Source organism: Streptomyces mabaensis (genome assembly GCF_053763515.1).
Window position 1 is genome coordinate 37,353 of sequence record NZ_JBSOPZ010000039.1, and the last position, 26,959, is coordinate 64,311.

21 protein-coding genes, 6 pseudogenes and 1 CRISPR repeat array are annotated in these 26,959 nt (G+C 68.7%); of the genes and pseudogenes, 20 read left to right on the top strand and 7 right to left on the bottom strand.

Going from position 1 to position 26,959, the window contains the following annotated elements; genetic code table 11:
• Window positions 1-152: 152 nt before the first annotated feature.
• The 4 genes and pseudogenes from ACWV17_RS28375 to ACWV17_RS28390 all read left to right on the top strand — a co-directional run bounded on the left by ACWV17_RS28375 (window position 153) and on the right by ACWV17_RS28390 (window position 4,265).
• Window positions 153-2,048, top strand: a complete 1,896-nt coding sequence (locus ACWV17_RS28375; RefSeq protein WP_455361902.1) for a DUF2637 domain-containing protein — start codon at window positions 153-155, stop codon at window positions 2,046-2,048.
• Window positions 2,049-2,406: 358 nt separating this feature from the next.
• On the top strand, window positions 2,407-2,682 hold the full coding sequence (locus tag ACWV17_RS28380) for a hypothetical protein (protein WP_455361903.1): 276 nt from the start codon (window positions 2,407-2,409) through the stop codon (window positions 2,680-2,682).
• Entirely contained in the window at window positions 2,679-3,086 is a 408-nt protein-coding gene (locus ACWV17_RS28385) for a type II toxin-antitoxin system VapC family toxin (RefSeq protein ID WP_455361904.1), read from the top strand. Before ACWV17_RS28380 ends, ACWV17_RS28385 begins: the two co-directional genes overlap by 4 nt.
• An 85-nt stretch (window positions 3,087-3,171) precedes the next feature.
• Window positions 3,172-4,265: pseudogene (locus ACWV17_RS28390) on the top strand (integrase core domain-containing protein).
• 120 nt (window positions 4,266-4,385) lie between these two features.
• Here ACWV17_RS28390 and ACWV17_RS28395 read toward each other — a convergent pair.
• Window positions 4,386-4,571 carry a hypothetical protein gene (locus ACWV17_RS28395; protein ID WP_455361905.1) on the bottom strand — a complete coding sequence of 62 codons (186 nt, stop codon included), beginning with the start codon at window positions 4,569-4,571 and terminating at the stop codon, window positions 4,386-4,388.
• A gap of 113 nt (window positions 4,572-4,684) precedes the next feature.
• On the opposite strand from ACWV17_RS28395, the gene ACWV17_RS28400 reads away from it, so the two are divergent.
• Window positions 4,685-4,915, top strand: a complete 231-nt coding sequence (locus ACWV17_RS28400) for a FitA-like ribbon-helix-helix domain-containing protein (RefSeq protein WP_455357563.1) — start codon at window positions 4,685-4,687, stop codon at window positions 4,913-4,915.
• Window positions 4,912-5,316 (top strand): type II toxin-antitoxin system VapC family toxin, encoded by a 405-nt coding sequence (locus ACWV17_RS28405; RefSeq protein WP_455361906.1) that lies wholly within the window; start codon window positions 4,912-4,914, stop codon window positions 5,314-5,316. Before ACWV17_RS28400 ends, ACWV17_RS28405 begins: the two co-directional genes overlap by 4 nt.
• A gap of 27 nt (window positions 5,317-5,343) precedes the next feature.
• Here the strand turns inward: ACWV17_RS28405 and ACWV17_RS28410 are convergent, their stop codons facing one another.
• The 3 genes from ACWV17_RS28410 to ACWV17_RS28420 all read right to left on the bottom strand — a co-directional run bounded on the left by ACWV17_RS28410 (window position 5,344) and on the right by ACWV17_RS28420 (window position 7,000).
• On the bottom strand, window positions 5,344-5,550 hold the full coding sequence (locus ACWV17_RS28410) for a hypothetical protein (protein WP_455361907.1): 207 nt from the start codon (window positions 5,548-5,550) through the stop codon (window positions 5,344-5,346).
• 103 nt (window positions 5,551-5,653) lie between these two features.
• On the bottom strand, window positions 5,654-6,274 hold the full coding sequence (locus ACWV17_RS28415; RefSeq protein WP_455361908.1) for an integrase core domain-containing protein: 621 nt from the start codon (window positions 6,272-6,274) through the stop codon (window positions 5,654-5,656).
• A gap of 186 nt (window positions 6,275-6,460) precedes the next feature.
• Complete coding sequence (locus tag ACWV17_RS28420) at window positions 6,461-7,000, bottom strand: hypothetical protein (RefSeq protein WP_455361909.1); 540 nt, start codon at window positions 6,998-7,000, stop codon at window positions 6,461-6,463.
• A gap of 303 nt (window positions 7,001-7,303) precedes the next feature.
• Here ACWV17_RS28420 and ACWV17_RS28425 point away from each other — a divergent pair, with 303 nt between their 5' ends.
• From ACWV17_RS28425 to ACWV17_RS28435, 3 genes and pseudogenes are all read left to right on the top strand, one after another.
• Window positions 7,304-7,552: a hypothetical protein gene (locus ACWV17_RS28425; protein WP_455361910.1), complete on the top strand. Its 249-nt coding sequence runs from the start codon at window positions 7,304-7,306 to the stop codon at window positions 7,550-7,552.
• Between the two features lie 42 nt (window positions 7,553-7,594).
• Entirely contained in the window at window positions 7,595-8,284 is a 690-nt protein-coding gene (locus ACWV17_RS28430; protein ID WP_455361911.1) for a hypothetical protein, read from the top strand.
• 149 nt (window positions 8,285-8,433) lie between these two features.
• Window positions 8,434-9,114, top strand: a pseudogene (locus tag ACWV17_RS28435) (transposase); the annotation flags it as partial.
• A gap of 20 nt (window positions 9,115-9,134) precedes the next feature.
• Here ACWV17_RS28435 and ACWV17_RS28440 read toward each other — a convergent pair.
• Window positions 9,135-11,297, bottom strand: a complete 2,163-nt coding sequence (locus tag ACWV17_RS28440; RefSeq protein WP_455361912.1) for a recombinase family protein — start codon at window positions 11,295-11,297, stop codon at window positions 9,135-9,137.
• Between the two features lie 306 nt (window positions 11,298-11,603).
• On the opposite strand from ACWV17_RS28440, the pseudogene ACWV17_RS28445 reads away from it, so the two are divergent.
• The 11 genes and pseudogenes from ACWV17_RS28445 to ACWV17_RS28495 form a co-directional block, all read left to right on the top strand.
• Window positions 11,604-11,762: pseudogene (locus tag ACWV17_RS28445) on the top strand (IS5-like element IS4811 family transposase); the annotation flags it as partial.
• 209 nt (window positions 11,763-11,971) lie between these two features.
• A complete protein-coding gene (locus ACWV17_RS28450; protein ID WP_455361913.1) occupies window positions 11,972-13,606 on the top strand; it encodes an ISL3 family transposase in 1,635 nt (544 codons plus the stop codon).
• Window positions 13,607-13,690: 84 nt separating this feature from the next.
• Window positions 13,691-14,024: direct repeats of the CRISPR family, unit length 29 nt; unit sequence GGGACCATCCCCGCGGGTGCGGGGAGCAG.
• Between the two features lie 242 nt (window positions 14,025-14,266).
• Window positions 14,267-17,206 (top strand): CRISPR-associated helicase Cas3', encoded by a 2,940-nt coding sequence (gene cas3 / locus ACWV17_RS28455; protein WP_455361914.1) that lies wholly within the window; start codon window positions 14,267-14,269, stop codon window positions 17,204-17,206.
• A 722-nt stretch (window positions 17,207-17,928) separates the two neighbouring features.
• Window positions 17,929-19,620 (top strand): type I-E CRISPR-associated protein Cse1/CasA, encoded by a 1,692-nt coding sequence (gene casA / locus ACWV17_RS28460; protein ID WP_455361915.1) that lies wholly within the window; start codon window positions 17,929-17,931, stop codon window positions 19,618-19,620.
• Complete coding sequence (gene casB, locus ACWV17_RS28465; RefSeq protein WP_455361916.1) at window positions 19,617-20,306, top strand: type I-E CRISPR-associated protein Cse2/CasB; 690 nt, start codon at window positions 19,617-19,619, stop codon at window positions 20,304-20,306. The genes casA and casB overlap by 4 nt, the downstream gene beginning before the upstream one ends.
• Window positions 20,303-21,496 (top strand): type I-E CRISPR-associated protein Cas7/Cse4/CasC, encoded by a 1,194-nt coding sequence (gene cas7e, locus ACWV17_RS28470; protein ID WP_455361917.1) that lies wholly within the window; start codon window positions 20,303-20,305, stop codon window positions 21,494-21,496. The genes casB and cas7e overlap by 4 nt, the downstream gene beginning before the upstream one ends.
• The gene (gene cas5e, locus ACWV17_RS28475) at window positions 21,493-22,215 is read left to right on the top strand and encodes a type I-E CRISPR-associated protein Cas5/CasD (RefSeq protein WP_455361918.1); all 723 of its coding nucleotides are present in this window, start codon (window positions 21,493-21,495) and stop codon (window positions 22,213-22,215) included. The genes cas7e and cas5e overlap by 4 nt, the downstream gene beginning before the upstream one ends.
• Window positions 22,215-22,991, top strand: coding sequence for a type I-E CRISPR-associated protein Cas6/Cse3/CasE (gene cas6e, locus ACWV17_RS28480; RefSeq protein WP_455361919.1), 777 nt, complete (start codon window positions 22,215-22,217; stop codon window positions 22,989-22,991). Before cas5e ends, cas6e begins: the two co-directional genes overlap by 1 nt.
• A gap of 4 nt (window positions 22,992-22,995) precedes the next feature.
• A pseudogene (gene cas1e / locus ACWV17_RS28485) lies at window positions 22,996-23,930 on the top strand (type I-E CRISPR-associated endonuclease Cas1e).
• Window positions 23,927-24,280 (top strand): type I-E CRISPR-associated endoribonuclease Cas2e, encoded by a 354-nt coding sequence (gene cas2e, locus ACWV17_RS28490; RefSeq protein WP_455361920.1) that lies wholly within the window; start codon window positions 23,927-23,929, stop codon window positions 24,278-24,280. Before cas1e ends, cas2e begins: the two are co-directional and overlap by 4 nt.
• Window positions 24,281-24,750: 470 nt before the next feature.
• Window positions 24,751-24,888 (top strand): annotated as a pseudogene (locus tag ACWV17_RS28495) (IS5 family transposase); the annotation flags it as partial.
• Between the two features lie 18 nt (window positions 24,889-24,906).
• Here the strand turns inward: ACWV17_RS28495 and ACWV17_RS28500 are convergent.
• Window positions 24,907-25,266, bottom strand: a complete 360-nt coding sequence (locus ACWV17_RS28500) for a hypothetical protein (protein ID WP_455361921.1) — start codon at window positions 25,264-25,266, stop codon at window positions 24,907-24,909.
• A 174-nt stretch (window positions 25,267-25,440) separates the two neighbouring features.
• Window positions 25,441-26,883 (bottom strand): annotated as a pseudogene (locus ACWV17_RS28505) (AfsR/SARP family transcriptional regulator); the annotation flags it as partial.
• Between the last annotated feature and the right edge of the window lie 76 nt (window positions 26,884-26,959).

The following is a 26,959-nucleotide window of genomic DNA, read 5'->3' on the forward strand; positions in this document are numbered from 1 at the left end:
CCCCGCCGCCCCCGCACGGCGGGGCCTCGCCACGTTCACCAATCGTTCCGCCGCTCCCGGCCGCATCGAAGATCCGCGACGGGCGGCGCTCGGAGCGTCGCAACCTCTGGCGCATCGTGGGAGTGTGAGAGTTGCTCAGTTGTGAGGCTCAGATGGGGGAGTGGGACGTGGCTGCGGGGAATGGTGCGATACCCCAGCTGACTCGAGCGCATCGGGTCCTGATCGGCCTCATCGTGACCGGCGTTGTGATCATCGCCGCTATCGGCTTCGCGGGGTCGTACGCGGCCGTCCGTAAGCTCGCCCTCCAGAAGGGCTTCGGGAACTTCTCGTACGTCTTCCCGATCGGCATCGATGCGGGCATCTGCGTCCTGCTGGCTCTGGATCTGCTGCTGACCTGGATCCGAATCCCCTTCCCGCTTCTGCGTCAAACAGCTTGGCTGCTGACAGCCGCGACGATCGCCTTCAACGGCGCGGCGGCCTGGCCGGACCCGCTCGGTGTAGGCATGCACGCTGTCATCCCGGTCCTGTTCGTGGTCGCCATCGAGGCGGCCCGCCACGCGATCGGCCGGATCGCCGACATCACCGCCGACCGGCACATGGAGGGCGTCCGCCTCACCCGATGGGTCCTCTCGCCGTTCCCCACCTTCCTCCTCTGGCGCCGGATGAAGCTGTGGGAGCTCCGCTCCTACGAGCAGGTCATCAAGCTCGAACAGGAGCGTCTGGTCTACCAGGCCCGCCTCCGCTCCCGCTTCGGCCGCGCATGGCGGCGCAAAGCGCCCGTTGAGGCGCTGATGCCCCTGCGGCTGGCCCGGTACGGCGTTCCGCTCGCCGAGACCGCGCCCGCCGGTCTTGCCGCCGCCGGCATTGATGAGCCGCCGATCCTCTTCACTGCGGAGCGGGTCTGCGCCCCCGCCCAGCCCGAAGCCTCCGCGCTTGAGGCCACGACAGATCAGGAGCCGGAGACGGCGGAGTCGGAGAGCGCGGAGCCGCGACCGGTGCCAGGCGCGGCGCCCGAGCGGCCCCGTGAGCCGGAAGGATCTGTCGAGGAAGACGCCAGACGGTTCGCTGAGGTCTACCAGGCGTTCATCGCGCAGTACAAGGTCGAACCGACCGGCACGCAGTGGGCCCTCTGGCTCCGCGACGCGTACGGCATTACTACAGGAGCCGGCGACCCGCTCTCCGAGGACCAGGTGCAGCCCCTCCTCCAGGTTCTCCAGGAGCGCTACGCGGTGCGCGCTGAGGAGCCCGTCGCGTCCGACGAACCGCCGTCGACCGACCAATCGGCCGACCAGTGGTACGACTACTTCTACAGCGCCTGGCGCACCTACGAGCAGGAGCGCGGCGCCTATCCCGATGCCGCTGCCCTCGCGGCGTACGTTTACGAGCGGGACACGATCACAGGAGACGGCGGCCGGCCCATCACGGGCGACGACCTGGCGGACTTCGTCACAAGCTTCCACGAGCGCGAGTTCGGCACCACCGAACCGCCCGCCGGGGAAGCCGCCGCCGATCCCGGCGAGCGGGCCGCTGACGAGCCCCTCACTCAGGAGGACGATCCCGCGGCGGCGCTCGCCGGCGCGGGCGCACAGGCCGCCAAGGAAAGGCGCAGCCCTCGGGTGAACGCTGCCATCGACGACTCGCCGCCAGGACCGGAAGGCTCAACGGGGGAGCGCGTTGCCCTCACCACCGTTGACCGCTACCACCTGGCGTGGATGGAGTACCAGAGGGAGCACGGTGACGAACCGACGGCCGAGCAACTCTCCGCCTATCTCGCAGCGAAGGGCATGCACGGCCGCGGCGGGAAACCGGTCAGCCCGGCCAACTTGCGCCGTTACTTTCTGCCGTTCCGCGTCTATAACGTCTGGGCCGAGTATCGGATGCGCAGCGAGGAACCTGCGGCGAACGCCGTTGCGCACGTATGCACAGCCCGCGGAATCACCGCCCAGTACAACAAGCCAGTCACCACCGAGTACATCACCGAGAACGCCGACGACTTCGAGCGACGCTGGCAGGCCCTCACCCGCCACCACGCCGACGCGCAGCAGTAAGCCGGCGAAAGGTCACCCCTTGCGCGTCGGTGCTGACGGCGGGGATTATCCCGGCTTCGGCCCGGGGGTACCCGAGGGTGGTCAGCAGCGAGGTCAGCCCGCCGGCGACGCTGTACACGGTGACGTGGGCGACCGTCCACATGGCCAGCAGGATGAGCGCGCGGCGCAGGTAGGTGCGGTGGCGGAACGGGTGGGTGTTGGCCCCCAGTGCCCGCCGTCTCGCTCGGGGACGGACGGCGGCGGGGTCGCTGCCGGCAGCGTTCAGGGCGGCGGCCGGCCGCCTGATGGCCGGCCCCCGCCCAGGAGGGCAGCTGGCCCGCCCAGATTGCTGTAATAATTCATGTCGTACACTGGGGGGGTGAAGACTTCCAGGCCCGGCAGTACGGAGAACATCTCCGTGTCGATGCCCTCCGACCTCGTCGGTGCGCTGCGCTCCCGGACCGGTAAGCGCGGGGTATCCGCCTACATCACCGAGGCCGTCCGTCATCAGCTGGCCATGGACGGGCTCGCCGAGATCGTCGCCGCCCACGAGGCTGAACACGGCTCCCTCACCGAACAGGAGGTTCAGTCTGCGCACCGTGAGCTGTTCGGTGACGGACAGGAGCCGGGCGCGGCCGGGCAGAGTACCGCGTGAAGGAACCGCCCGCCCGTTCCATCGTCTTGGACTCGCAGGCTCTGTCGCTGCTGCTGGATAACGACCGGCGGATGGTCGTCAAGATCGAGGCCGCACGCCGGGAGGGCGTTCCTGTGCTGGTCTCTGTCCTGACCATCGTGGAAGCCGTCCACGGCAAGACGGACACCGCGCGACTGAACTGGGTGCTCTCCCGACTCAAGGTCGAGGACGTCAGCCAAGCCGACTCCATGACGGCGGTGCGGCTGCTGCAGGACACCGGCGGCCTCCATGGCCACAAGTACGCCATCGACGCCCTCGTCGCCGCGATGGCCCTGCGTTCACCAGCTCCCGTGCTCGTCCTGACCTCCGACCGCGACGACTGGTCAAAGCTGTGCGGCGACCGCGTGGCGATCAGAGACGTCTGACGGGCGGTTGGGCCGGAGCCGGGGTTCCCGCGGCTCGTACCTGAGCCGTTCACATGGAGGTTGGACGGCGGCATCATCGTTCGTCGTGCTGCTGCGCCTGGCTTACCTCGCCGTGACCAATACCTTCACGCTCTTCCGTTTGCTGCCGATGAGCAACCGAGAGAGAAGGACGTTGAGATCCTGGCGCTGCGGCACCAGCTGCTCATCTTGCAGCTCAGGTTGGCACGCCCGCATTCACCGGCACCGACCTCGTTGTTCTCGCCGCCCTCCTCCACCACCTCCCGAGGGAGAAGCTGGGGCACCTTCTGCTGCTGGTACGTCCGGACACGATCTTGCGCTGGCATCGCGACCTGATCGGGAGGCGCTATGCCGCGACCTGCACACCGAAGAGGCGCGGACGCCCGCCCATCGTCCACTCGGTCCGTGCCCTGGTCCTGCGCCTGGCCCGGGAGAATGCCTCTTGGGGAGTATCGCCGGATCCATGGTGAACTCGCTGCCTTGGGCATTAAGGTCGCCGCCTCCACCGTCTGGGAGATCCTTCGTGAGCACGGCATCCCGCCCACGCCGGAACGCGCGAGCACGACCTGGGCCGATTTTCTGCGCAGCCAGGCGGACGCGCTGCTCGCGTGCGACTTCTTCGAGACCCGCGCCCTGACTGGGGCGCGCCTGTACGTCTTCGCCCTCATTGAGCACGCAACCAGGCGCATCCGGATCCTTGGGGGCCGCCGCACATCCCACCGCGGACTGGGCGGTGCAGCTCGCGCGCAACCTCGTCATGGACTTGGAGGACGTGGGCAGCAAGGCCAGGTTCCTCATACGGGACCGCGACTCCAAGTTCACCGATGCCTTCGACGCCGTGCTGGCCGATGCGGGGCTGCAGGTCGTCACCAGCGGTATCAGATGCCGCGGATGAACTCGATCACGGAGCGCTGGATACAGACCTGTCGTCGGGAATTGCTGGACCGCATGCTGGTGTGGAACCACAGCCATCTCCTGCATGCGCTCCGCGAGTTCGAGTCGTTCTACAACGGGCATCGGCCACACCAGGCCCTTCAGCAAGCAGCTCCACTCCGTCCACTGCCCGAACAGATCACCCAGCCAGGGCGGAGCCTGAGCCTGGAGATCCGCCGACGAGATCGAGCCGGCGGAACCCTCCACGAGTACCAACATGCCGCTTGACCAGGGCGGATGATTTGTCGGCACCCGCAGTGCCACACTCGACCGGCGCGGCCACCCTCGCCTGCGGGAATGGCGCCTCGTCGCTGGCCGCGTGAGGAGCCCGGACGGCCGAAGAAGGCGTCATTGGCGTCGGTGATTGGGCAGGTCGAAGGTGATGCCGTCGACCGCGACCAGCCGTCGGCGCCGGTACCAGGCCCCGACGGTCGCCTCGGTGGCCATCGGCCGGCACGCCCGCGCGAACAGCGCCTTGAGAGGTTCCGGTCCCAGCCGCAGACAGGCCCGGCCGATCGCCGCGGTCGACGGCACCGGCCAGGTCCCCTCCCACCGCCGCTCGTCGACGCGTGACCTGCGCGGGCAGGGTCATCGGCAGAGACAGCACGGCGACTGCATTTCGCATTCAATGATGCTAGAATGCAGTCATGACTGCACTCACCATCCGGGATGTCTCCGAAGACGCCGTGCGCACCATGAAAATCCGTGCCGCTCAGGCCGGCCAGTCTCTGCAGGCATACCTCCGCGGTTTGATTGAGAGGGAGGCCGCGAAGCCCACCGTGGCCCAGGCCGTAGAGCGAGCCCGCAGGGGGGCAACCGCCGACATCAGCACCGCCGACATCCTCGCTGCTATCGACGAAGCAAGGGCCGGACGTTGACCGTCATCGACTGCTCGGCCATGGTCGAACTCCTGGTTGCGAAGACACAGACAGGAGAATCCATCGCCCGGCGGGTGGCCGCAGCGCACACCCTGTATGCGCCGTACGTACTCGACGGGGAAATCCTGTCGGCGCTTCTCGGGCTGCTGCGCGGGCAGAAGATCACCGAACGGGAAGCAGACACCGCCCTGGTCAACTACCGGGCGTTCCCCATCGAGCGACACGACGTACTGCCGCTGTGGCCACGCCTGAAAAGCCTCCGCGCCAACCTGTCCGCCTACGACGCCCAGTATGTCGCCCTGGCTGAAGCCCTCGGCGTCCCCCTGGTCACCGCCGACGCACGCATCAAGCGCAGCGGGGCAGCCCGCTGCGAGATCGAAGTCTTCGGCACGCACACCTGACGGAACGGACCCACCCGCCACCTCCATCTACCTTCGCATCGACGCCTGGAACATCATGACCTCCGGCACCGCGGCATCCACTTCCCCGAGGGGAGCGAACGGTGCCCTGCCGCCGCCCAGTTGCCGTTCCAGGACGGTGATCTGGTGGCGCAGTTTGTCCCGACCTGACACCGGCAGCAGCCGCAGGGCCGCGAAGGCGTTCGTAACAGCGAGGCAGACGAGGCGGAGCAGCACGAGTGATCATCATGTCGCAGACCGGAGGGCCTTTGGTGGCCGGGGCAGGTGGCGCAGCTGAAGCATCCGAGCACGACCGCGACCTGACCTCCTCATCAGATTGTCAAGCGGTAGTGGCGGCGGGGAGTCCGTTCTGGTAGCACCGTCCTTCGCGGATCAGGGCCCACAGGACGTTCACTCTGCGCTTGCCGAATACCTCATCCATGCTGCTCAGGCCGCATGTCGGTACTCGTGGAGGGTGCCGCCAAGTCGCGCTCGTCGTCGTATCTGCCAGACGGGCGATCCGGTCCGGGTCCTCGATCGGACCGGGCAGCGAGTGGAGCAGACGGGCGTTCGCAAGGCCCTGGTGCGGCCTATGCTCGTTGTAGAACCGTTCGAACTCGTGCAGGGCGTGCAGGAGATGGCGCTGGTCCCAGATCAAGGTGCGGTCCAGCAGCTCTCGCCTGCAGGTCTGCACCCACCGTTCCATGATCTCGTTCATGCTCGGCATGCGGACACCGCTGAGGACGACCTCGATTTCCGCATCCGTGAGGACGGCATCGAACAGGGCGGGGAACTTCCCGTCCCGGTCGCGGATCAGGAACCTGGCCCGGCAGCCGGCGTCCTCCAGGTCCATGACGAGGTTCTTCGCGGCTTGGGCCACCCAGGACGCGGTCGGGTGCGCGGTGGCGCCCAGGATCCGGATCCGTCTCGTGGCGTGCTCGATCGCCGCGAAGACGTACACCCGCGCCCCGGACAGCGTGACCGTCTCGAAGAAGTCGCCGATGCCGCCTGCTCCGCCGATCCCCCTGCGGCAGGCTGCCCCGCCCGCCCGCCCGTTGGCGAGGCCTGCGGCGCTGGTTCGGCCGATCGAGCTGAATGAAGGCTGTATCGGGCAGTCTGCGCTGACGCAGCCGCGAGCGGCCCGGCGTCAGGCGAGGGCCTGGATGCGGTTTGCGAAGGCGCGTACTCCTGGCAGTGTTCGATCGTGCTGCATGAGGTCAGCGGCAATCGTTCGTAGGGATGCGTGGCGGACTTCTTGGGGTGCGGCGTGCTCTGCGGTCAGGAGTGCCCGGTAGCACCGGTCCGGCTTGCCCCATCGGTCGAAGGCTCGGGCGATGTCGATCCAGTAGCGGGCTTGGCGTTCGGTGGTGGGCAGGGCGGCGGGCTGAATGTGGCGGTTCGTGCTCGATTGCCGTGCCGGCGTCGCCGAGAAGGTGGTTGACGGAGATCTGGTGGAGGCGGACCTGTGTGGGGCCTCGTACTCCCAACCGCGACGCTCGACCAGCACACCCGCCCAGGCCAGCGCCTCCGCGACCTTCGGATCGGCCAGCCGGTCTGCCGGCTTGACGCCACCCGCGCCGTCCCCGACCAGCGTCTGCAGGGTGAGTGCGACGAGGCATCGGTCCGCATCAAAAGCCTGTCCGAACAGGCCAACGAGGTCCAGGACGATCTGGCCAGCGCCCGGCACAGCCTGCGCCGCATGATCCGCGCGGAGAACACTCCCTGAACCGGGAGGCGGGAGCGGCGCTCAAGAGGTGCAATGGCACCCCTGCGACGGCCGGTTCGGAGCGAACGACCTGAAGCCGCGATCGGGTAGCAGGCGAACCCTAACTCATTAACTAGTTGTGAAGTTTGAGGCCCGCTGGTAACTTCGCGACAAGTTCGAAGGTCTCTCAACGGGGGATGAGTGCTTCAGATCAAGATCGGCCGCGAACGTGCCGCAGATCCGGATGACCACCTGGGGCGAACGGCCCTCGGGTGGCGTCCTGGCATGAGCGAGGACGCGGCTTGGGCGGCTGGCCGCGGCGTCTGGAAGTTCAACGCCGATCGCGCCCTGTCCCAGGACGAGGTGCAGATCATTAACCCCGCGGGCACGGTCCTCGCGGTCGCCAGGATCACGGGGATCTCCAAGTGCGGTGATCGCTACGCCCTGGAGGGCGAACTCCTGCGCAGTGACCCGCGTGTCGGCGGCCCCACCCGCAGCCCGCACCTCTCCCGCAATCCCGTCACCTACATCTGAAGAGGCCTACCGATGAGCGCCCACAGGTACAGGCCCGCCATCGTGGCGGTCGACCCGGAGCTGCCGGAGGATGTGCGGCAGGACCTGAAGTACCTCGCCGGCCGTCCTCGGTGGGGCGGGGAGCGCCCGCCGGAACCACCCAAGGGGCTTCTCGGCCGGTTCTTCCGCAGCGAGCGCCTCAGGCACATGGTCTACTGCAGGTACGTAAGCGGCGATGACCTCAACGACAACGCCTGGCTACTGGCGCAACGCGCGGAAGCCGCCAGATTCAGCATCATCAACAACCCCGTGATGTACTCCGGACTTCTGCCGCACGCAGAGCGGATGCGCAGCGAACTAGCCTCTGACTTCTGGACATTCGCGAGCCGCGCCGCCGAGTGGTCGCGGATGGAAGGCATCCGCCGGCAACTGGGCAAGCAGGATCGTCAGGGCCTGCTGCCAACCGCTGCTTTCGAAGATTCCGACCAGGCCCTTGAGCGGGAGCGTGCAGCGCTCGAGCGCCTCGTGGCCGGTTTCGAAGACCAGGCCACCCAGCTGCGTGCTGTCAACGACCGCTACCAAGCATGGCAGGCCCTGCAGGAGCTGGCTGGCCATCAGGACGACTTCCGGAACCTGCTGGCTGCCGACGCCGTAGACGAACACCTTGCCAAGGCATGGGGCGCGCACTACGCCTCGGCACTCGAACTCGCCCAACTCCTTGACGGGGAACTCCAGCGAACCATCGACGAATAAAAGAGCTTTTTGTCCCGGTAGGGGTGTTTGGTTTCTGTCGAGATCTCAGAGCGCGGTTCGTGAGTCTTTGAGGTTTCTGTCGTCGCCTGATGGTGTGGGTGAGGGCGGAATCCGCTGGTCCGCAGCCGGTGGTCTGTTGGGGTGGCGGGGTGAGCGAACGTAAGCCGTACCCAAGCGACTTATCGGATGGACAGTGGTCGTTGATCGAGCCGGTGATCACGGCTTGGAAGGACCGACACCGCTCGGTCAGCGGCCACCAGGGCGCCTATGCGATGCGGGAGATCGTGAACGCGATCCTCTACCAGGGCCGGACCGGCTGCCAGGGGGCCTACCTCCCGCACGACCTGCTGCCGAAGAGCGCGACGTACTACTACTTCGCCGCCTGGCGCGACGACGGGACTGACCAGGTCATTCATGAACTCCTGCGCTGCCAGGTCCGTGAGAAGGCCCGTCGATTAGAGGACCCGACCCTGATGGTGCTGGACACCTAGAGTGTCCACGCGGCAGCCGGGGTCCCCTCCTCCACGACCGGGCGGGACGCGGCGAAACGGGTGCCGGTCCGCAAGCGGGGACTGGCCGTGGACGTGCTGGGCCTGGTCATCGCCGTCACCGTCCTCGCCGCGAGCACGCACGACAACGCCGCGGGCATCACCCTGCTCGACCAGGTCGCCGAGAACGCCGGAGGCGCCGTCCGCAAGGCCCTGGTCGACCAGGGTTTCAAGAACCAGGTCGCCGCTCAAAGCACCCTCCTGGGCATCGACGTGGAGATCGTCGAACGCAACCCGCAGGACAAGGGGTTGGTCCCGCAGCCGAAGCGGTGGAGGGTCGAGATCTGTCAAGCACAGTGCACTCATGGAGTCTGTTGCCGTGCTGTTTCGGCGGTATCGGTCCAGGTGCGGCGGCTGTACCAGCCGGGCGGACGTGTCCGGAGTTCGCGGAGTTCGGCGAGTTCTCGCTGATCGGCGTGGGCGATGAGCCGGTGGGGCCAGCAGCTTTCCCGGCGGGTGGTGATCCAGCCGCGGTTGATCCAGGCGTAGAGGGTGGAGGTGGTCATGTCCAGCTCGGCGGCCAGGTGCTTGAGCCACCACTCGTCCGGGCGGGCTCCTCGCCGGGTGGTGCGGGGCGGTGCCGGTGGACACGGCCTGCGGGGCAGGCGAGGCGGCGCATGAGGTCGCGGACGGTGGCTGCGGAGATCCGTTTGCCGCCCTTCGCGGGCCGGAAGTCCTCGGCTTCCAGGCGGTCGGCGATCCCGCTGGCGCCGATGCCCTGGCCTGCGAGTTCGCGGATCCGATCGGTCAGTTGCGGGCAGTAGTAGCTGAGCTGTTCCAGTCGCTGGACCGGGCGGACCACGTCTCCCGACGTAGTGGTCCCGCCGGCCCAGACGATCGTGACCTTCACCCGCTCGCTGGTGCCGAGCACGGTGACGACGACCTTGTCGATGACGGCGCGGATGATCTCCTTGCGGTCCGCTGTCGTGGTGCTGTGCGCGCCACAAGCCCTCGATGTCGCCGGCCAGGGCCGTGATGGTCTGCCGCTCGGCCGGGGTGAGGATGTGCGGACTGCTGCGGGTGAAGCGGTCGTAGTCCTCGCGGAGCCGCTGCTGGGCGGCGAGTGCGTCCTCCCACTCCTTCTCCAGCTGGCGTACGACCAGGCGGTTCTCCGGTTCGGCGAGGTGGTGGCTGCGGCGGGCCCGGTCGGCTTCCTGCGCGGCGCGTTCCAAGCGTTGCGACCACAGCCGTTCCAGCTCGGCCCGCTCGGCCTGGACCTGGTCGGCCGCGCGCAGGGACACCTCGACGGCGGCGGGCGTCAGTGCCGCGAGGATCTGCTGCTCGACGAAGGCGTCCACGCAGGCGGAGTTGAGCAGCTGGCAGCTCTTGTCCGCGCCGTAGTTGGTCACGTCCCGGGCGCACACGTACTCGGGCAGGGCCTTGCTGTGCTGGGTGTGGTAGCGCACGCTCATGCGCCGGTTGCAGCGTCCGCAGTGCACCAGCCCGGCCGCGAGCGCGGGGCCGCCTCGCACCGCGCCCATGGCTTCGGCGCGGGCGCGGTTGGCCGCCAGTCTCGCCTCGTTCGCCTCGAACTGGGCGACGGTAATGTAGGCGGGCAGGACATTCGGGATCATCACATGCCATCCGTCCCGGGAGCGGACGACCCGGCCGGTGCTCGGCCGGGCCGGGTCCTGGCGGCGCGGGTCGACCCGGCGCCGCCCGTAGGCATAGATGCCGGCATAGGCGGGATTGTGCAGCAGGGTCTGCAGCGTCATCCGGTTCGGCCTTCGCCATTCCAGGGTGCCCTTGTCCGGCCCCTCCCGCAGCCGGATACCCAACTGGATGTCGTTCTCGACGAGATAGCGCAGCACTCCGTGCAGCGTGCCGAGCCGCTCGAACTGCGCGAAGATCAGGCGGATCACGGTCTGCACCTGCTCGTCCGGGTCCAGGACGACTTCCCCGGACGGGCGGCGGACATAGCCGCTGGGCAGGGGGAAGGCCAGCTCGCCGCGGCGGGCCTTGTTCAGGCGTCCGCTCCACATCCGCTGCTTGATCAGGTGAAGTTCGGCCTCGCTCATCGTGCCCTTGAGCCCCAGCAGCAGCCGGTCGTTGTACTCGGCCGGGTCGTAGACCCCGTCGGTGTCCGCCAGCACCGCACCCGACAGAGCGCACAGCTCGATCAGCTGGTACCAGTCCCGGCCGGAACGGGCCAGACGGGACATCTCGATCCCCAGGACGAGACCGACGTGGTCCAGCCCGATCTCGGTGACCAGACGCTGGAAGCCGGTGCGGGCGACCGCACTCGACCCCGACTTGCCCAGGTCCTCGTCGATCACCAGAACCCGGTCCGCCTGCCAGCCGAGCGCGACCGCCCGGTCTACCAGGGCGTACTGCAACCGGGTCGACTCCTGGTGGTCGACGAGCTGCTGGCGAGTGGACTGGCGGACATAGATCACCGCGAGCCGCTGCAGGTGACGGTCGTCGATCTTGCTGGCGGGCCGCTCCCACGGCATCACCGAGGTCATCGCCGGTCCCGCTCACTCGCCGTCGCGGCAACGGACAACGCGCGGCTCGCCAGCCGCACCAGCTGCCCCACTACCGCCTGCCGGCTCACCACCGGCAGCGCCGCCCACACTTGCCCGTCCGGCACCACCGGAACCGTTCTCTGGGGCCGACGTCACTGTCGTCACGCATGACGACCTGTTCCCCTCGTCGCTCAGCCGGCCCCGCAACCGTCGGGCCACAACGACCAACCGCTGCAGGCCCTCACGGCCGATTATCGGTGTCCGCTCACTGCTTTGACTATCCATAAGCGCAGTGTGCTTGGACGATTGAAACGGTCGATCGGCTGGATCATGAACGCCCGCCGCAACTGCCGAGACTACGAGCGTCTGCCTCACGCCGAAGCCCACCTGAACTGGGCATTCATCACCCTCATGACCCGACGGCTGTCCCGGAAAGGCCCCCGCACCGACAGCTGGACGAAGAAGAACCGGCCCGCCGGCAGCTGACCGCCGCAGACCCTACGCTCTCGGTCTTCGCCCCTCCACTCCACCAGTGGCCCGGCCGTGATGGCCTACAGCCCAGGGAACAGACTGCCGATCACGGAATTTGTGCCTGAACCGCATTCGGGCTCAGTCAAGATTTCCGTGAAGCCGATCGTGCCCCTGTGCGCCGGTGACGCTCCGTCACAGGCGGCGTGATACTCGCCGAGTGTGAGGAGCTACTGAAGACCGTGTTTCCGCACCTCGAAGGGGTGCTGGTGGAAGAAGTGAGCCCCGAGGGTGGGGTGTTGCGCATTGTGGCGAGAACAGTGGAGTCGGTTCCGGTGCCGTGCCCGGACTGCGCAACGCCGTCGGTGCGACGGCATAGCGGATACCAGCGTCGTCTCGCCGACGGCGCGGTCGGCGGCCGGCAGGTGTCCATCGAGCTGACCATCCGCCGCCTGTTCTGCGATGACCAGGGATGTGTACGGGTGACTTTTGCAGAGCAGGTCGACGGGCTGACCGTGCGCTACGGGCGTCGGACGCCGCAGGTTCGGTCCTTGTTGAGCGCGATCGCGGTGGCCCTGGCCGGGCGGGCCGGAGAGCGCCTCGCGGCCCGACTGCCGGTGCCTGTCAGCCGCACCACCCTGCTGGCCCTGGCCATGGCCCTGCCCGATCCGTACGCCGAGACGCCCCGGGTGCTCGGGGTCGATGAGTTCGCCACCCGCAAAGGCCACAAGTACGGCACCGTGCTGGTCGACTGCGAGACTCACGCCCCTATCGACCTGCTGCCCGACCGGGAGTCGGCGACGTTCGCGGCGTGGCTGGCCGGCCACCCCGGAGTGGAGATCATCTGCCGTGACCGGAGCGGCGCCTTCGCGGACGGTGCCCGCGCCGGGGCCCCGGACGCCGTCCAGGTCGCAGATCTCTGGCACCTCTGGCACAACCTCGCTGAGGCCGTGAAGTCCCTGGTCAGCAAGCACAGTTCCTGCCTTCGCGAACCGGCCCCGGCCCCGGAGTCACCCCCTGAAGTCCTGAACCCGCCGGTCTCCCACGCAGGCCGGCTGGCCGAGCGGGCCCGGCAGCACCACACCGCCGTGCACGATCTACTCGGCCAGGGCCTGAACATCCGGGCCGTCGCCCGCCGCCTGGAGCTGTCCCGGAACACCGTCCGCCGCTATGCCCGCGCCGTCACCTGGGAGGAACTGGCCACCGGTCGCTGGCAGAACCTCCCCAGCACCCTGGACCCCTACAAGCCCTACCTGCACCAGCGGTGGCACGAGGGCCACACCAGCGGCGCCAAACTCCACGCCGAACTCCGTGAGCGCGGCTTCACTGGCTCCTACTCCGTCGTCCGCGACTACCTCCGGCGCTTCCGCCGCACGCCGGCCGACCGTCCGCCCCCAGCCCGGCCGCCCGGGGTCCGTAAGGTGACCGGCTGGATCACCCGGAACCCCGACCGCATGAACGACGACGACCAGCAGAAACTCAAGGCCATCCTGGCCCGCTGCCCCGAACTCGAAGCAGCCACCGGACACGTCCGGTCCTTCGCCGCGATGATGGCCATCCGCAGCGCGAGCCGACTGCCCGAGTGGATCGCCGCCGCCCGCGCCGACGTGAACCACGGCCTACGCGGCTTCGCCGACGGCCTGCTGGCCGACCTCGACGCCGTCATCCTCGGGCTGAGCACGGAATGGAGCTCGGGCTGCGTCGAGGGCAGAATCACGGACATCAAGTTGCTCAAGCGGCAGATGGCAGGCCGAGCCGGACTCCCCTTGCTCCGCAAGCGCGTCCTACTCGTCGCCGCCGACCGCCGACAACACAGAGTCACGAACCAGACGGCTCACTGATCGGCTTCACGGAAATCTTGACTGAGCCAGCATTCGGCCGTCGTCGAGACAGTGGCCGCGGCGCAGACCTCGGGCAACCTCACCGGGACCATCCCTGCGGGTGCGGGGAGCAGCACCTTCAACACACGGAAAGGCGGTGCCTGATGGGACCATCCCCGCGGGTGCGGGGAGCAGCGCGAGTTCCCCAAGTTCACCGAGCCGGAGCTGGGACCATCCCCGCGGGTGCGGGGAGCAGGTGAGTCCATGCCCACGACCGTAGGACGGGGCGGGACCATCCCCGCGGGTGCGGGGAGCAGACGACGTCCAGGCCTGGCGTGAGGCGTCCGGGGGGACCATCCCCGCGGGTGCGGGGAGCAGGGACGACGCGCCGGCGTCGGTCGACGATGACCGGGACCATCCCCGCGGGTGCGGGGAGCAGACTGCGTGACCTGGGGATTTATCGCCGAGCAGCCGAGGTTTCACACACTTTCAAAGAAGCCGACATTTGGGGCATTTCTCGCTTCCGTCGCATCGTGCTGCCCAGGCGGTTATCGCCCCAAGCGATCAAGCGTATGGGCTGAGTCGAGTAGTTGTACGGCCTATGGTCTGACTGAGAACTCAAGTCTCCTTTTTTTCTTCATACAGTCTTCATGGCGCACATTCTCCCTGTATCCATCGGGCATGACAGTTGAAGGGGGTGCCGGCACGGGTCTGCGGGCTAGGCTCGACGGGCCGGTGCTGACCGTATGGGCCAAGCATGACCGGGACTCTGACGGCTGGTTGCCGCTGTGGCGGCACATGGAGGACAGTGCCGCCGTGGCCGGGCGGCTGTGGGACGAGTGGCTACCTCTGTCCGTGCGGAAGCTGGTGGCCGATGCCTTGCCCGGTGGTGAGGCCGACGCCCGCCGCCTGGCGGTGTGGTTGGCAGGGGTCCATGACATCGGGAAGGCGACACCGGCGTTCGCCTGTCAGGTTGAGCCGTTGGCACAGACTATGCGGGCCCAAGGGCTGGAGATGCGCTCACAGCAGGCGATGGGCCCGGACCGCAGGCTCGCGCCCCACGGGCTGGCCGGCCAGGTGCTGCTGGGGGAGTGGCTGGAAGAGCGGCACGGCTGGACGGCCAAGCAGACAGGGCAGTTCACCGTGGCTGTGGGCGGGCACCATGGCGTGCCGCCCGAGCACGGCCAGATCAACGCATTGGACAATCACCCCCAGTTGCTACGGACGCCGGGCACGAGCCGGAAGCCGTGGCAGCAGATACAGGAGGAGCTGCTCGAGGCGTGCGCGGACGAGTACTGCGTACGGGAGCGGCTCGGTGACTGGCGGACGGTGAAACTGCCGCAGCCCGTGCAAGTGCTGCTTACCGCGCTGGTCATCGTGGCTGACTGGATAGCTAGCAACCCCGACCTGTTCCCCTACTTCCCGCAGGAGGTGCCTCGCACCAGCCAGGAGCGGGTGGCGGCCGCCTGGCGCGGCCTGGACCTGCCCGCGGCGTGGAACCCGCAGGAGCCGGCCGAGGACGCGCAGGAACTGTTTGCGTCCCGCTTCGCGCTGCCACCTGGGGCCAAGATCCGCCCGGTGCAGGAGGCGGCCGTCGAGCTTGCCCGGACGATGGACGAGGCGGGGCTGATGGTGATCGAGGCACCGATGGGGGAGGGGAAGACGGAGGCCGCGCTGGCCGCCACCGAGATCCTCGCCGCGCGGTCCGGGGCCGGTGGCGTGTTCTTCGCGCTGCCGACGATGGCCACCGGCAACGCGATGTTCCCCCGCCTGCTGGACTGGCTCGACCGGTTGCCCGCGCCGGAGGGCACGCGGTACTCGGTACTCCTCGCCCATTCCAAGGCCGCGCTCAATGAGGAGTTCGCCGATCTGATGGGCCGTGGCCGGCGGATTGCCGCGGTCGACCTGGACGGGACACAGGAGCAGCAGGAGTGTCGGCCCTCGAGCAGTACGCGGTCCGCTGCCGCCGAGCTTGTTGCGCACGCCTGGCTGCGCGGGCGGAAGAAGGCCATGCTGTCGTCGTTCGTCGCAGGCACGATCGACCAGCTTCTGTTCGCCGGGCTCAAGAGCCGTCACCTGGCGCTGCGCCACCTTGCAGTCGCTGGGAAGGTCGTCGTCGTCGACGAGGCCCACGCCTACGACATGTACATGAGCGTCTACCTCGACCGGGTGCTGTCCTGGCTGGGCGCCTACCGCGTGCCGGTGGTGGTGCTGTCCGCGACGCTGCCTGCGGGACGGCGGCGAGAGCTGGTCGAGGCCTATGCGGGTCGTACGACCGATGCCGCCACCGCCGCATTCGACGCTGTCGCCCAGGCCGGCGACTATCCGCTCCTGACGGCCGTCACGCCCGGCGGGACGCCGGTCATGCGGCGGCCGGAGGCATCCGCACGCGGCACCGATGTCGAGCTGGAGCGCCTCGAGGACGACCTGGATGTCCTCGCCGATCGTCTGGAGGCCGAATTGGCGGGCGGCGGCTGCGTCCTCGTAGTACGCAACACGGTACGCCGCGTCCTGGAAGCAGCGGGAGCGCTGCGGGAGAGGTTCGGCGACGCGAACGTGACTGTCGCCCATTCCTGTTTCATCGATGTCGACCGTGCTGCCAAGGACGCCGATCTGCTGAAGCGCTTCGGCCCGCCCGGCAAGGCGGACGGCCGGCCAGGCGGAGCACACATCGTCGTCGCCAGTCAGGTGGCCGAGCAGTCCCTCGACGTCGACTTCGACCTGCTGGTCACCGACCTGTGCCCGGTCGACCTGCTGCTGCAGCGCATGGGGCGCCTGCACCGCCATCTGCGCGGGCGAGAGGAACAGGCCGAGCGGCCCGAGCGGCTGCGCACGGCGCGCTGCCTGGTCACCGGCGTCGACTGGACGGGGAGCGTGCCGCAGCCCGTGCGCGGCTCGGTCGCGGTGTACGGGGCGTACGCGCTGCTGCGCTCCGCGGCCGCCCTGCTGCCGCATCTCGACGACGGGGCGCAGCTGCCGGTGCGGTTGCCGGCCGACATCAGCCCGCTCGTGCAGCGCGCGTACACCGACGGATCCGACGGCCCTGAGAGCTGGGCGGAGGCGATGGAGACCGCCCGCGTGCGGCACGAGGAGCACCGTGCTGATCAGGCCGAGAGGGCCGCGACGTTCCGCCTCGATGCTGCCGCCCGCCCCGGTCGGCCGTTGTTCGGCTGGCTGGCGGCGGGCGTCGGCGACGCGGACGACACCCGCGCGGGCCGAGCTCAGGTGCGTGACAGCCGCGAGAGCCTGGAGGTCGTCGTCGTACAGCGGCGGCTTGACGGCACCTTGGCCACGGTGCCATGGCTCGAACCGGACCGCCGGGGCCGCACGCTCGCGGGACTTGAGCTGCCCACGGACCAGGTACCGACCACCCTGGCTGCCCGCACCGCCGCGAGCTGCGGGCTGAGGCTGCCGATCCAGTTCAGCTACGCCGACGTCATGGACCAGGCGATCGCGGAGCTGGAGGGACTGTACGTGTCCGCCTGGCAGGTGAAGGACAGTCACTGGCTCGCCGGCCAGCTGGTTCTCGCGCTCGACGAGGACTGTCAGACCCACCTGGCAGGCTTCGCCCTCCGGTACAGCAAGAGCGACGGCCTTGAGGTGGCCCGTGCAGCAGGATAGAAAGCAGAGCGATGTGGCACGCGATGTATGGGATCCCCGCAGAGGCGAGGAGCAGTTTGATACGCCCCTCAGACTGGGGCCATCCCCGCGGGTGCGGGGAGCACTGACGCATGTTACTCGACGCTCTTTCCCGGAGACGGGATCCAAGTTTCGCCAGCTGTCGCTGCACGACCTTGCTGCAGAGCGGCGCAGATCGGATCACAACTCCTTGGGTGGTCGACGGCCACCTTCTGCCCATCGGATCAGCGGCAGTCCGGCTACGGCAAAGACCGCACTTGCCAGGGCTGTAGCTGCGCCCCATTGGGCGCCTTCGTCTGCAGGGCCGCCCAGTGGCAGCCAGTAGCCCACGCGTAGTCCTAACCAGAAGACGATGACTACCGCTCCTATGACCAGGATCCAGCGAACCCAACCGTTCAAGCCCTAACTCCCCTTAGACTGTTGCTTGGTTGATGAGAGGCACTCTAGAGGATCCGAGGCTTGGTATGGCAATTCCTGGCGGAGTTCAGAGAGTCAGTGCAGGTGACGCGACATTCCGCTTATGGGGCGCCGACGGCCTTGTGCTGTTGGAGACTCCGGCGCAGCAGCTAGGTCCGACGGGTGTTCCCAGAGGACGGGCCCTGCCTGGGACAACTGGTTGCTCTGACCGACTCGATGAGGACTGTCAGACCCACCTGGCAGGCTTCGCCCTCCGGTACAGCAAGAGCGCGGCCTTGAGGTGACCCGTGTCTGAAACCAGTAACAGTGACGGCGAGGTGCTGTCGTTCGACCTGACCGCCCGGCCGTGGATCCCGGTGCTCAGGCGCGACGCCAGCCAGGACGAGCTCTCGCTGCAGGAGGTGTTCGACCAGGCGGCGGACCTGCGGCGGATCGTCGGGGACCTGCCCACACAGGAGTTCGCGCTGATGCGTGTACTTCTTGCCGTCGCCCACGACGCGCTTGACGGTCCGCAGGACATCGAGGCCTGGTCGGACCTGTGGGCCGACGAACAGTGCTTCGCGCCGGTGAGGGCGTACCTCGACGCGCACCGCAGCCGGTTCGACCTGCTCGACGCCGAGGCGCCGTTCTTCCAGACCGCGGGTCTGCGGACGGCGAAGGACGAGGTGTTCTCCCTCAACCGGATCGTGGCCGACGTCCCCAACGGGGAACCGTTCTTCACGACCAGGATGCCCACTGTTGACCGGCTCACGTTCGCCGAGGCGGCCAGGTGGGTGGTCCACGCGCACGCCTACGACACCTCCGGCATCAAGACAGGTGTGGAGGGCGACAAGCGGGCCAAGGGTGGCAAGGTGTACCCGCTCGGCGTCGGCTGGGCCGGCAACCTCGGCGGCGTCTTCGTCGAGGGCCGCACGCTGCGCGAGACGCTGCTGCTCAACCTGGTGGCCGCCGACACCAGCGGTCTGGAGATCGACGAGAAAGACGCCCCGGCCTGGCGGTGCGAGCCGCGCGGCCCTGGAGGCGCCGAACGCGCCCCCACCGGCGTGCGCGACCTGTACACCTGGCAGACACGGCGCCTGCGGCTGCACTTCGACGAGGCCGGTATACATGGCGTCGTTCTCGGCTACGGGGACCCGCTCGGTCCACGGAACCGGCAGCACCGCGAGCCGATGACCGGCTGGCGGCGCAGCACGGCGCAGGAGAAGAAGCTCCGCGAAAGCCCCGTCTACCTGCCCCGCGAGCACGACCCCGAGCGCGCCGCGTGGCGCGGCATCGCCTCGCTGATCGCCGACCGGACCGAGGCCCCACAGGGGTCGGAACCCTCCGCCTATCTGCGGCCGGGAGTTCTGGAATGGGTGGCCCGTCTGGCGACCGAAGGGGAGTTGGAGCGTGGCTTCCTTCTGCGCGCTCGGGTCATCGGTTGCCGATACGGCACGCAGCAGTCCGTGATCGACGAGATCGTCGACGACCACGTCACCATGGCCATCGTCCTGCTCCACCAGCAGGAGCGGCACTACGCCCGGCAGGCCATCGCGGCCGTCAGCGATGCCGACCTCGCAGTCATGGCCATTGGCGACCTCGTCACGAACCTGGCCCGGGCGGCTGGCACCGAGACCGAGGGGCCCCGCTCCACCGCCCGGGACCTTGCCTACGGACTGCTCGAGGCTCCCTACCGCAGCTGGCTCGAGCGCCTGGCCGAAGCCGACGACCCGTACGTGCAGCGAGCCGTATGGCAGCAGCAGGTGCGCGAGATCGTCGGCAGGCTCGGTGACCGGCTCATGGCCGCGGCGGGGGACGCGGCCTGGCAGGGCAGGACCGTCGAATACAAGAAGGGCACCGAGTGGCTCAACTCCGCGCTCGCAGGCAAGTGGTTCCGCAGCGCCCTGAACAAGAGGCTGGGGAGCACTGATTCAGCCGAAACGCCGCCGGACGCGGATGCAGTGCCGGCGCCCGAGACCACTGCGAAGGCACTCACATGACCACCGTCACCGCATCCATTACGCCGCGTGAGCAGGTCGCCCAACTCACCCGCAGCCACATCGGCACCCTGCAGCGCGGCTACCTCGCCGACCAGGCTCAGGCGGTCGCGGCCCTCGCCCGACTCCGGCGCGGTGCGGGCCGTGAGGCCGGGCAGCTCCCCGATCTGTGGAGCCTCGTCGACACCGGGCCCCTGCACGACCCGCCGGACGGATCCCCGCGCATGAGCGAGAGTGAACTGGTCCGTGCAGAGGACGCACTGCACGTCGCCCTCACCCTGTGGGCCCTGCACCAGCAGTCCCGCTCCACCGGCATGCACCAAGCCGACCGGCGGGACAACCGCCGAGGGCTCGGAGCCGCAGTGCGCCGGATGATGAAACCCGGCGAGATCGACGAACCCCTGCGCAAGCGTCTGGTCCGCGCGGGCACCGCCCCAGACCTGGCCACCCTCGCCCAGCGGCTGCGGGACATCGTCGTGCTGCTGCGCCGCGAGGACATCGCGCTCGACTACGCCCTGCTCGCCGGTCAGCTCTACACCTGGCAGCGGCCCGGCGGAGCGGACACGGTCCGCCGGGAGTGGGGCCGCTCCTTCCACGCCTGGCACGACAACGGCGGCGCCGACGGAAAGCAGCCCGCCGCCGACACCGACACCACCACCTCCACGGATACTGACAAGGACGCCTCGTGAACCGCTTCTTCCTCGACGTGCACGCGCTGCAGACCGTCCCGCCCAGCAACCTCAACCGGGACGACACCGGCGCACCCAAGACCGCGGTGTACGGGGGAGTACCACGCGCCAGGGTCTCCAGCCAGGCATGGAAGCGGGCCACCCGGGCCTACTTCTCCGACGAGCACCTGCTGGACGCGAGCGAGCTTGGAGTGCGGACCAAGAAGATCGTGGAGGCCGTCGCCGACCGGATCACGGCCCTCGACCCCTCACTCACCGGCGAGACGGCACTGCGGATCGCCGACGAGACGGTGAAGGCGACCGGTCTGAAGACCGAAGTCCCCAAGCGAAAGGCCACCGCAGCCAAGGACGGGGAGCCGGAGCCGGCACCCGAGGCGAAGTACCTGGTGTTTCTGAGCGCACGGCAACTGGACGGCCTGGCCCGGCTCGCCGTCGACGGTGCCGCCGACATCACGGCCTACTTGAAGAACAAGGGCAGTAAGGCCCGCGCCAAGGAAATCGCCGACACCCTCCACTCCGTCGACATCGCGCTCTTCGGGCGCATGGTCGCCGACGCTGCCGACATCAACGTCGAGGCCGCCGTTCAGGTCGCCCACGCCATCAGCGTTCACCGCGTCGAGAACGAGTCCGACTACTACACCGCCGTCGACGACGAGAACACCGACGAGGAGACCGGTGCCGGAATGATCGGCACCGTCGACTTCAACTCTGCGACCCTCTACCGCTACGCCGCTCTCGGCATCCACCAACTCGCCGCCAACCTGGGCGAGGGCCTGCGAGAGGACGAGCCGCTGACTGTGCCGGTGCGCCGTGCTGTCGAGGCGTTCGTCCACGGGTTCCTCGCCTCCCTGCCCACCGGGAAGATCAACACCTTCGGCCACCACACCCTCCCCGACGCGGTGATCGTCAAGCTCCGCAGCACCCGGCCCGTCAGCTTCGTGGCCGCCTTCGAGGAGCCTGTACGCGGCGACCAGGGCGGACACGTCCGCGAGGCCTCGGAGCGTCTGGCGGAGTACATCCCCGACATCGAACGGGCCTACGGCGACAAGGACTCCACCCTCACCTGGGTGCTGCGCGTCGGCCCGAACACGCAGAAGCTCGCCGGCATCGGCACTGAGTCCGAGAACCTCGGCGAACTCGTTGCCGCGGTCGGCCAGGCCGTCGCCGAGCGCCTGGAGAAGCCCGCATGAGCGTGCTCACCCTGCGGCTCGCCGGCCCCCTGCAGTCCTGGGGGGCCTCCGCCCGCTTCACCCGCCGCACCACGGAGTCTGCCCCCACCAAGAGCGGAGTCATCGGCATGCTCGCCGCCGCCAAAGGTATCGAACGCGGCGACGACGAGGAGCTGAAGCCCCTGGCCGCCCTGCGGTTCGGTGTGCGCATCGACCAACCCGGTACTCGGGTACGGGACTTCCAGACCGCCCATCACGCGGTCACCGGCAGGTCCATGCCGCTGTCGGAGCGGTTCTATCTTGCCGACGCCGTGTTCGTCGCCGCCGTCGAGGGCAACCAGGATCTCCTCGCCGAGCTCCACGCCGCCCTGCGCGCACCGGTGTACGCGCCGTTCCTCGGCCGGCGTTCCTGCCCGCCCTCCCAGCCGGTCGAGCTGTGCCTCCACGAACAGGCGGATCTGAAGCAGGCCCTCGAGGCGGAGCCGTGGCAGGCATCGGACTGGTACCGCAGACAGCGTCGCCGGGAGCCCACCGTGGCCCTGACCGTTCTGCGTGAGGCCGATGTGGACGAGCACCACGACATCCAGCGTGACCAGCCCCTCAGCTTCGCCGCCGAGCACCGCCGCCACGCTCTGCGCACCGTAGTCAGCACCACGGTCGATGTTCCCAACCCGACTGCCGAGCCCGGTCGTCCGGTTCCGCCGCACGATCCGTTCGATGCTCTGGAAGAGAGCGCCTGATGTTCCTGACCCGCTTGCGCGTGAACACCGCACGGCCCGGCGCCCGCCGCCTGCTGTCCTCCCCGCAGGCCATGCACGCGGCCGTCATGTCCTCCTTCCCCGGCCTGCTCCCCACGGACGCGCCAGGGGCGGAAGGGCCGCGTGTGCTGTGGCGCCTTGACCACAACGCACGCGCCGAGGTGCTGCTGTACATCGTCAGCCCAGCAAGGCCGGACCTCACTCACCTCGTCGAGCAGGCCGGCTGGCCCGCCGCCGCCGACCCGGAGACGCCCGGCTGGCAGACCAGGCCCTACGCCCCGTTCCTCAGCCGCCTCTCCCCAGGCGACCGGTGGGCGTTCCGGCTGACGGCCAACCCGGTCCACACCATCCGCCGCAAGGACGACGAGCCGAGGAAACGCACCGCCCATCTCACACCCGTGCACCAGATGGCCTGGCTCCTCGACCGCCAGGAACGAGCCGGCTTCCGCATCGTGGAGAAGCCCGCGGACAGGCGGCTGCTGCCCGGCGGGATGACGCACAAGAAGCACGAACACCACGGCGACCGGTACGAACTGACCGTCCGCGACAAGCGGAACCTGTCGTTCAACAAGTCCGGCGGCACCGGCGCCTCACGCAACCAGTCCAACCCCATCACCCTGGTCACCGCCACCTTCGACGGCCGCCTCGAGGTCACCGACCCCGAGGCTCTGCAGCGCACCCTCACCCACGGGATCGGCCGGGCCAAGGCGTACGGCTGCGGCCTGATGACCCTGGCACCCCTCGCCGGCACCGGATGATGCGATGACAACGGTCTCCCGGCGCACCGCGCTCACCCCGCGCCACCTGACCCGCACCGGCGAACGGCTGTCCTTCATCTACCTGGAGCGCTGCACGGTGCACCGGGACGCCAACGCCATCACCGCCGAGGACGCCGACGGCACCACCCACATCCCGTCGGCGACCATCGGCACCCTCCTCCTCGGCCCCGGCACCCGGATCACCCACCAGGCGATGAGCGTCCTCGGGGAGACCGGAGCGGCGGTCGCGTGGGTGGGGGAGCAGGGCGTGCGCTACTACGCCGGCGGCCGTGGGCCAACCCCCGCAACCGCCTCGCCGTCGCCCGAGCGATGTACCGCCTCCGCTTCCCCGACGAGGATCCGGCCGGCCTCACCCGCCAGGAACTCCTCGGCCGCGAAGGCCGCCGCGTCAAGGACTGCTACAAGACCCACGCGTCCCGCACCGGAATCGGTTGGCGCGGCCGCAGATACACCCCCGGCGACTTCGCCTCCGGCGACCCGGTCAACCAAGCGCTGACCGCGGCCGCCCAGTGCATGTACGGCATCGCCCACGCGGTCGTCGCTTCCCTCGGCTGCAGCCCGGCACTGGGCTTCGTCCACTCCGGCCACGAACTGTCCTTCGTCCTCGACATAGCCGACCTCTACAAGACTGAGATCGGTATCCCCCTCGCCTTCGACATCGCGGCGGAGGACGAGGAGGACGTGGCCTCGCGCACACGCCGCGCCCTGCGAGACCGCATCAACGAAACGTCCCTGCTGGACCGCTGCGTCGAGGACATCAAACGCCTGCTCCTGCTAGACGTTGAGCGTCGCGCGCTGCCCGAGGACCACCGGGACGTCGTCACGCTGCAGAGCGACGGCGGGCACCGGGTGGCCGCCGGCCGCAACTACGGAGGCAGCGCCGAGGAGTACGAAGAAGACGAGGCGATGACCTGGTGACCGTGATCGTGCTCACCAACTGCCCCGGAGGATTGCGAGGCTTCCTCACCCGCTGGCTGCTCGAGATCTCCGCTGGCGTCTTCATCGGCAACCCGTCAGCCCGGATCCGCGACGTCCTGTGGGACGAGGTACAGCAGTACGCCGGCCAGGGCCGCGCCCTGCTGGCGTATACGACGAACAACGAACAGGGCTTCACCTTCCGCACCCACGACCACAACTGGCACCCGATCGACCACGAGGGCCTGACCCTGATCCGGCGCCCGAAGGAGAAACAGGCGCAGAGTGCAGGTAGCGGGGCGAAGCCGGCCGGCTGGAGTAAAGCGTCGAAGAGGCGTCGCTTCGGAAGATGATTGATTGACGTAATTGAGAACTTTGGTGTACTTGCCGGAATCGGTGAAAGTGCTGAATAGCTGCGTGCGCCCATGACGAAGCCGCAGGTCGCGCAGTCTGCTCCCCGCACCCGCGGGGATGGTCCCGCGATCGTGAGCCGCAGCGTCATGCGGTTCTCCTGCTCCCCGCACCCGCGGGGATGGTCCTGCGGGCCGCGATCGCGCGGCCGCCGGAGCCGGCTGCTCCCCGCACCCGCGGGGATGGTCACGCCCGCCACCCTGGCGGTGCTCAAGAACGGCCGCGCCAAGGTGGTGCGCTTCGGAGGCTCGCCGCGCTCGGCGAGGTGCTCGAGTGTCAACCGGGAGACCTGCTGCGCTGGGAGAACGGCTACGACGCTAGAATGACGGCCCGTCAGTACGGGCCCGCAGCGTCCTCGCCCGTGCCGCTGCGGCGGGCCCGGCGGGCGTACAGGCGGCCGATCGGTTCCGCGCTCATGCACCATCGCCGCCTCGCCCGCGACTACGAAACCCACCCGCACCGCTCACAAGCCATATTCCGCCTCGCAATGATCGATCTGATAAGCCGCAGGCTCACCCGCGAATCCACCCCGAACTGGCGTTACAGCTGATCCACGCACCATCCGCAGTCACCTTCGCGGGGTGAATGCCCACTCCTCCAGGTCCTCGGCCTCCACCGCCAGCGCCACCGCACACCGTTCCACTTGGTCGGTCACGTGACCCATGAACCACCGCATGATCTCGTACGGCACGACGTGCTCATCGTGACTGTGAATGTGCACCGTCGGCTCCAGGGCCGGATCGTCATCAGGGATCACCGCCACGAGAAAGGCCCGCCCCGGCAGGTGCGTGAGACTTCCCGGGATGTCTGCCCACGCTGCCGGCGCCGGCACGGCCTCGCTCAACTCCACGCACCAGGCATCGTCGTGCAACGCGTAGTGGAACTGCACGGCATAGTGCCGACCGTCATGTTCTCGCAGCTCAGGCATCCATGAAGAATCCCAAACCTCACCACGATGAGCATATGAGATCTCGACAGAAACCAAACACCCCTGCCGGGACAAAACGCTCTTTCAGCCGCCATCAGTGAACTGCTCGCGTACGTAGCCCGCGACGTCGCCCAGAGCCGGTAGTGACGCGCTTCGTGTCTGCGCACCCGTCGGCTACAGGGGCTTGCGCACCGCCCCGGCCGAGCCGTTGAGCAGTTCGTTGATGAGCTGCTCGGTCTCCGTCTCCAGTGAGCAGTCCAAGGTCCGGTTGACCTGTTGGACGCGGGTGATGACGGTGTGCAGCCCCTGCCGGTTCCCGGCCGCGTACTCGATCCGGAGCCAGTCCCGATACAGCAGCTCCGCTGTGTCGTCGACGTCGAGACCGGTTGCGGTGGCCTGGCGGGCCGCGCTGAGGTCGTGGTGCGGCCCCGGGGGTGTGCGGTAGGTGGCCACGGTGTGCGCGACGTCGATGATGCGAGTGATCATCTCCTGCTGGTAGGGCTCGGCCCAGGGCAGGGGCTTGCCTCCGAACGGCCGGCCCCGCACCAGAGTGAGCGCCCTCTCCAGATCGGTCAGGCCGGAGGGGCCCAGAGGCAGCGCGTGTTCGACGAGCTGCAGGAAGCGGGTCCAGTCGCAGCGCACGTCGGCAGAAAGCCGGTACGGATCCTCGCCGGACTTGCGGCGGGGCACATAGAGGCTGCCGGCAGGATCGCTCCCCAGGGAGCGGCGCAGACCCTGCATCCGCGCGTTGAGGGTACTGGTCGACCAGGGGCTGACGGGATCCATGTCGGAGCACAGGACATCCGCGCTCCGCCCGGGCCGGAAGAACAACAACGCGGCAAGCTGTGCCATCCGCGGGCCGTGACCGGTGCTGTCCACGCCGTCCACCTCGACTGGGCCCAGAACCCGGATCTCCGGCGCGTGCAGGTCACGAGCCTCGCACTCATCCGCCCCCGGCACCGGTCCGGCCTCGACGGCATGCTCGTCGTCAGCGTCCTGGTCCTGCGGACCTTCTGCGGCCAGGGCCACCGGCGCGACGGTGCCCGGATCGTGTTCCTCCTCGGCCTGAGGCGACGGTGCGGTGGTGGGCAGGAGACGCAGTCCGGACGGATCGGTGGTGGCGGCGAGCAGGGCCGGGAAGACCTCGCCGCTCATGTCTGCCGCCGGCGTCAACGAGGGGCTCGTGGCAGCGTCCGTCGCGGGCGCAGCGGCCTCCTCCGGCGCGGTCTGCTCGGGCTGCTGCACCCTGTTGGGTTCGTCCGGGACGTCCTGCCACGGGCCTTCGGCTGGGTGGGCTGGCTGCGCGGACACCTTCAACGCAGCGGTGATCTGGAGGTAGGCGGCGTGCTCCAGGCGCTGCACCGTGATGTCGGTGCCGGCGGAGTCGAGGTGCTGCGGTGTGCTGAGCGAGGCGTTGAGGATCTCCGCCTCGGGGAAGTGCGCGGCTGCCGTGCTCGCCGGCGCGATCAGAGTGACGGGAACTGTCCCTGCTTTGTCGATGATGTCGGCGAGCTCCCAGGCGGTGTCCGCGTCGAGCGAGGACGCGCACAGCAGCAGGTAGGGCTGATGCTGGGTTTCGGGCATCTGGTGTGCTTCCAGCAGCCGTTCGCTCAGATCATGTCGGCGTACACGTGAACGTCCCCACCCGCGTACGGATGAACGTCCCCAGTTCTTGATGCCTTGAAGGGACACC

What these genes read in the sequence shown, in the direction of transcription:
- ACWV17_RS28375 (WP_455361902.1), top strand. Translation starts at nt 153, where the DNA reads ATGGGGGAGTGGGACGTGGCTGCGGGGAATGGTGCGATACCCCAGCTG.
- ACWV17_RS28400 (WP_455357563.1), top strand. Translation starts at nt 4,685, where the DNA reads ATGACTGCACTCACCATCCGGGATGTCTCCGAAGACGCCGTGCGCACC.
- ACWV17_RS28425 (WP_455361910.1), top strand. Translation starts at nt 7,304, where the DNA reads ATGAGCGAGGACGCGGCTTGGGCGGCTGGCCGCGGCGTCTGGAAGTTC.
- ACWV17_RS28440 (WP_455361912.1), bottom strand. Translation starts at nt 11,297, where the DNA reads ATGACCTCGGTGATGCCGTGGGAGCGGCCCGCCAGCAAGATCGACGAC.
- cas3 (WP_455361914.1), top strand. Translation starts at nt 14,267, where the DNA reads ATGACAGTTGAAGGGGGTGCCGGCACGGGTCTGCGGGCTAGGCTCGAC.
- casB (WP_455361916.1), top strand. Translation starts at nt 19,617, where the DNA reads ATGACCACCGTCACCGCATCCATTACGCCGCGTGAGCAGGTCGCCCAA.
- cas5e (WP_455361918.1), top strand. Translation starts at nt 21,493, where the DNA reads ATGAGCGTGCTCACCCTGCGGCTCGCCGGCCCCCTGCAGTCCTGGGGG.
- cas6e (WP_455361919.1), top strand. Translation starts at nt 22,215, where the DNA reads ATGTTCCTGACCCGCTTGCGCGTGAACACCGCACGGCCCGGCGCCCGC.
- ACWV17_RS28500 (WP_455361921.1), bottom strand. Translation starts at nt 25,266, where the DNA reads ATGCCTGAGCTGCGAGAACATGACGGTCGGCACTATGCCGTGCAGTTC.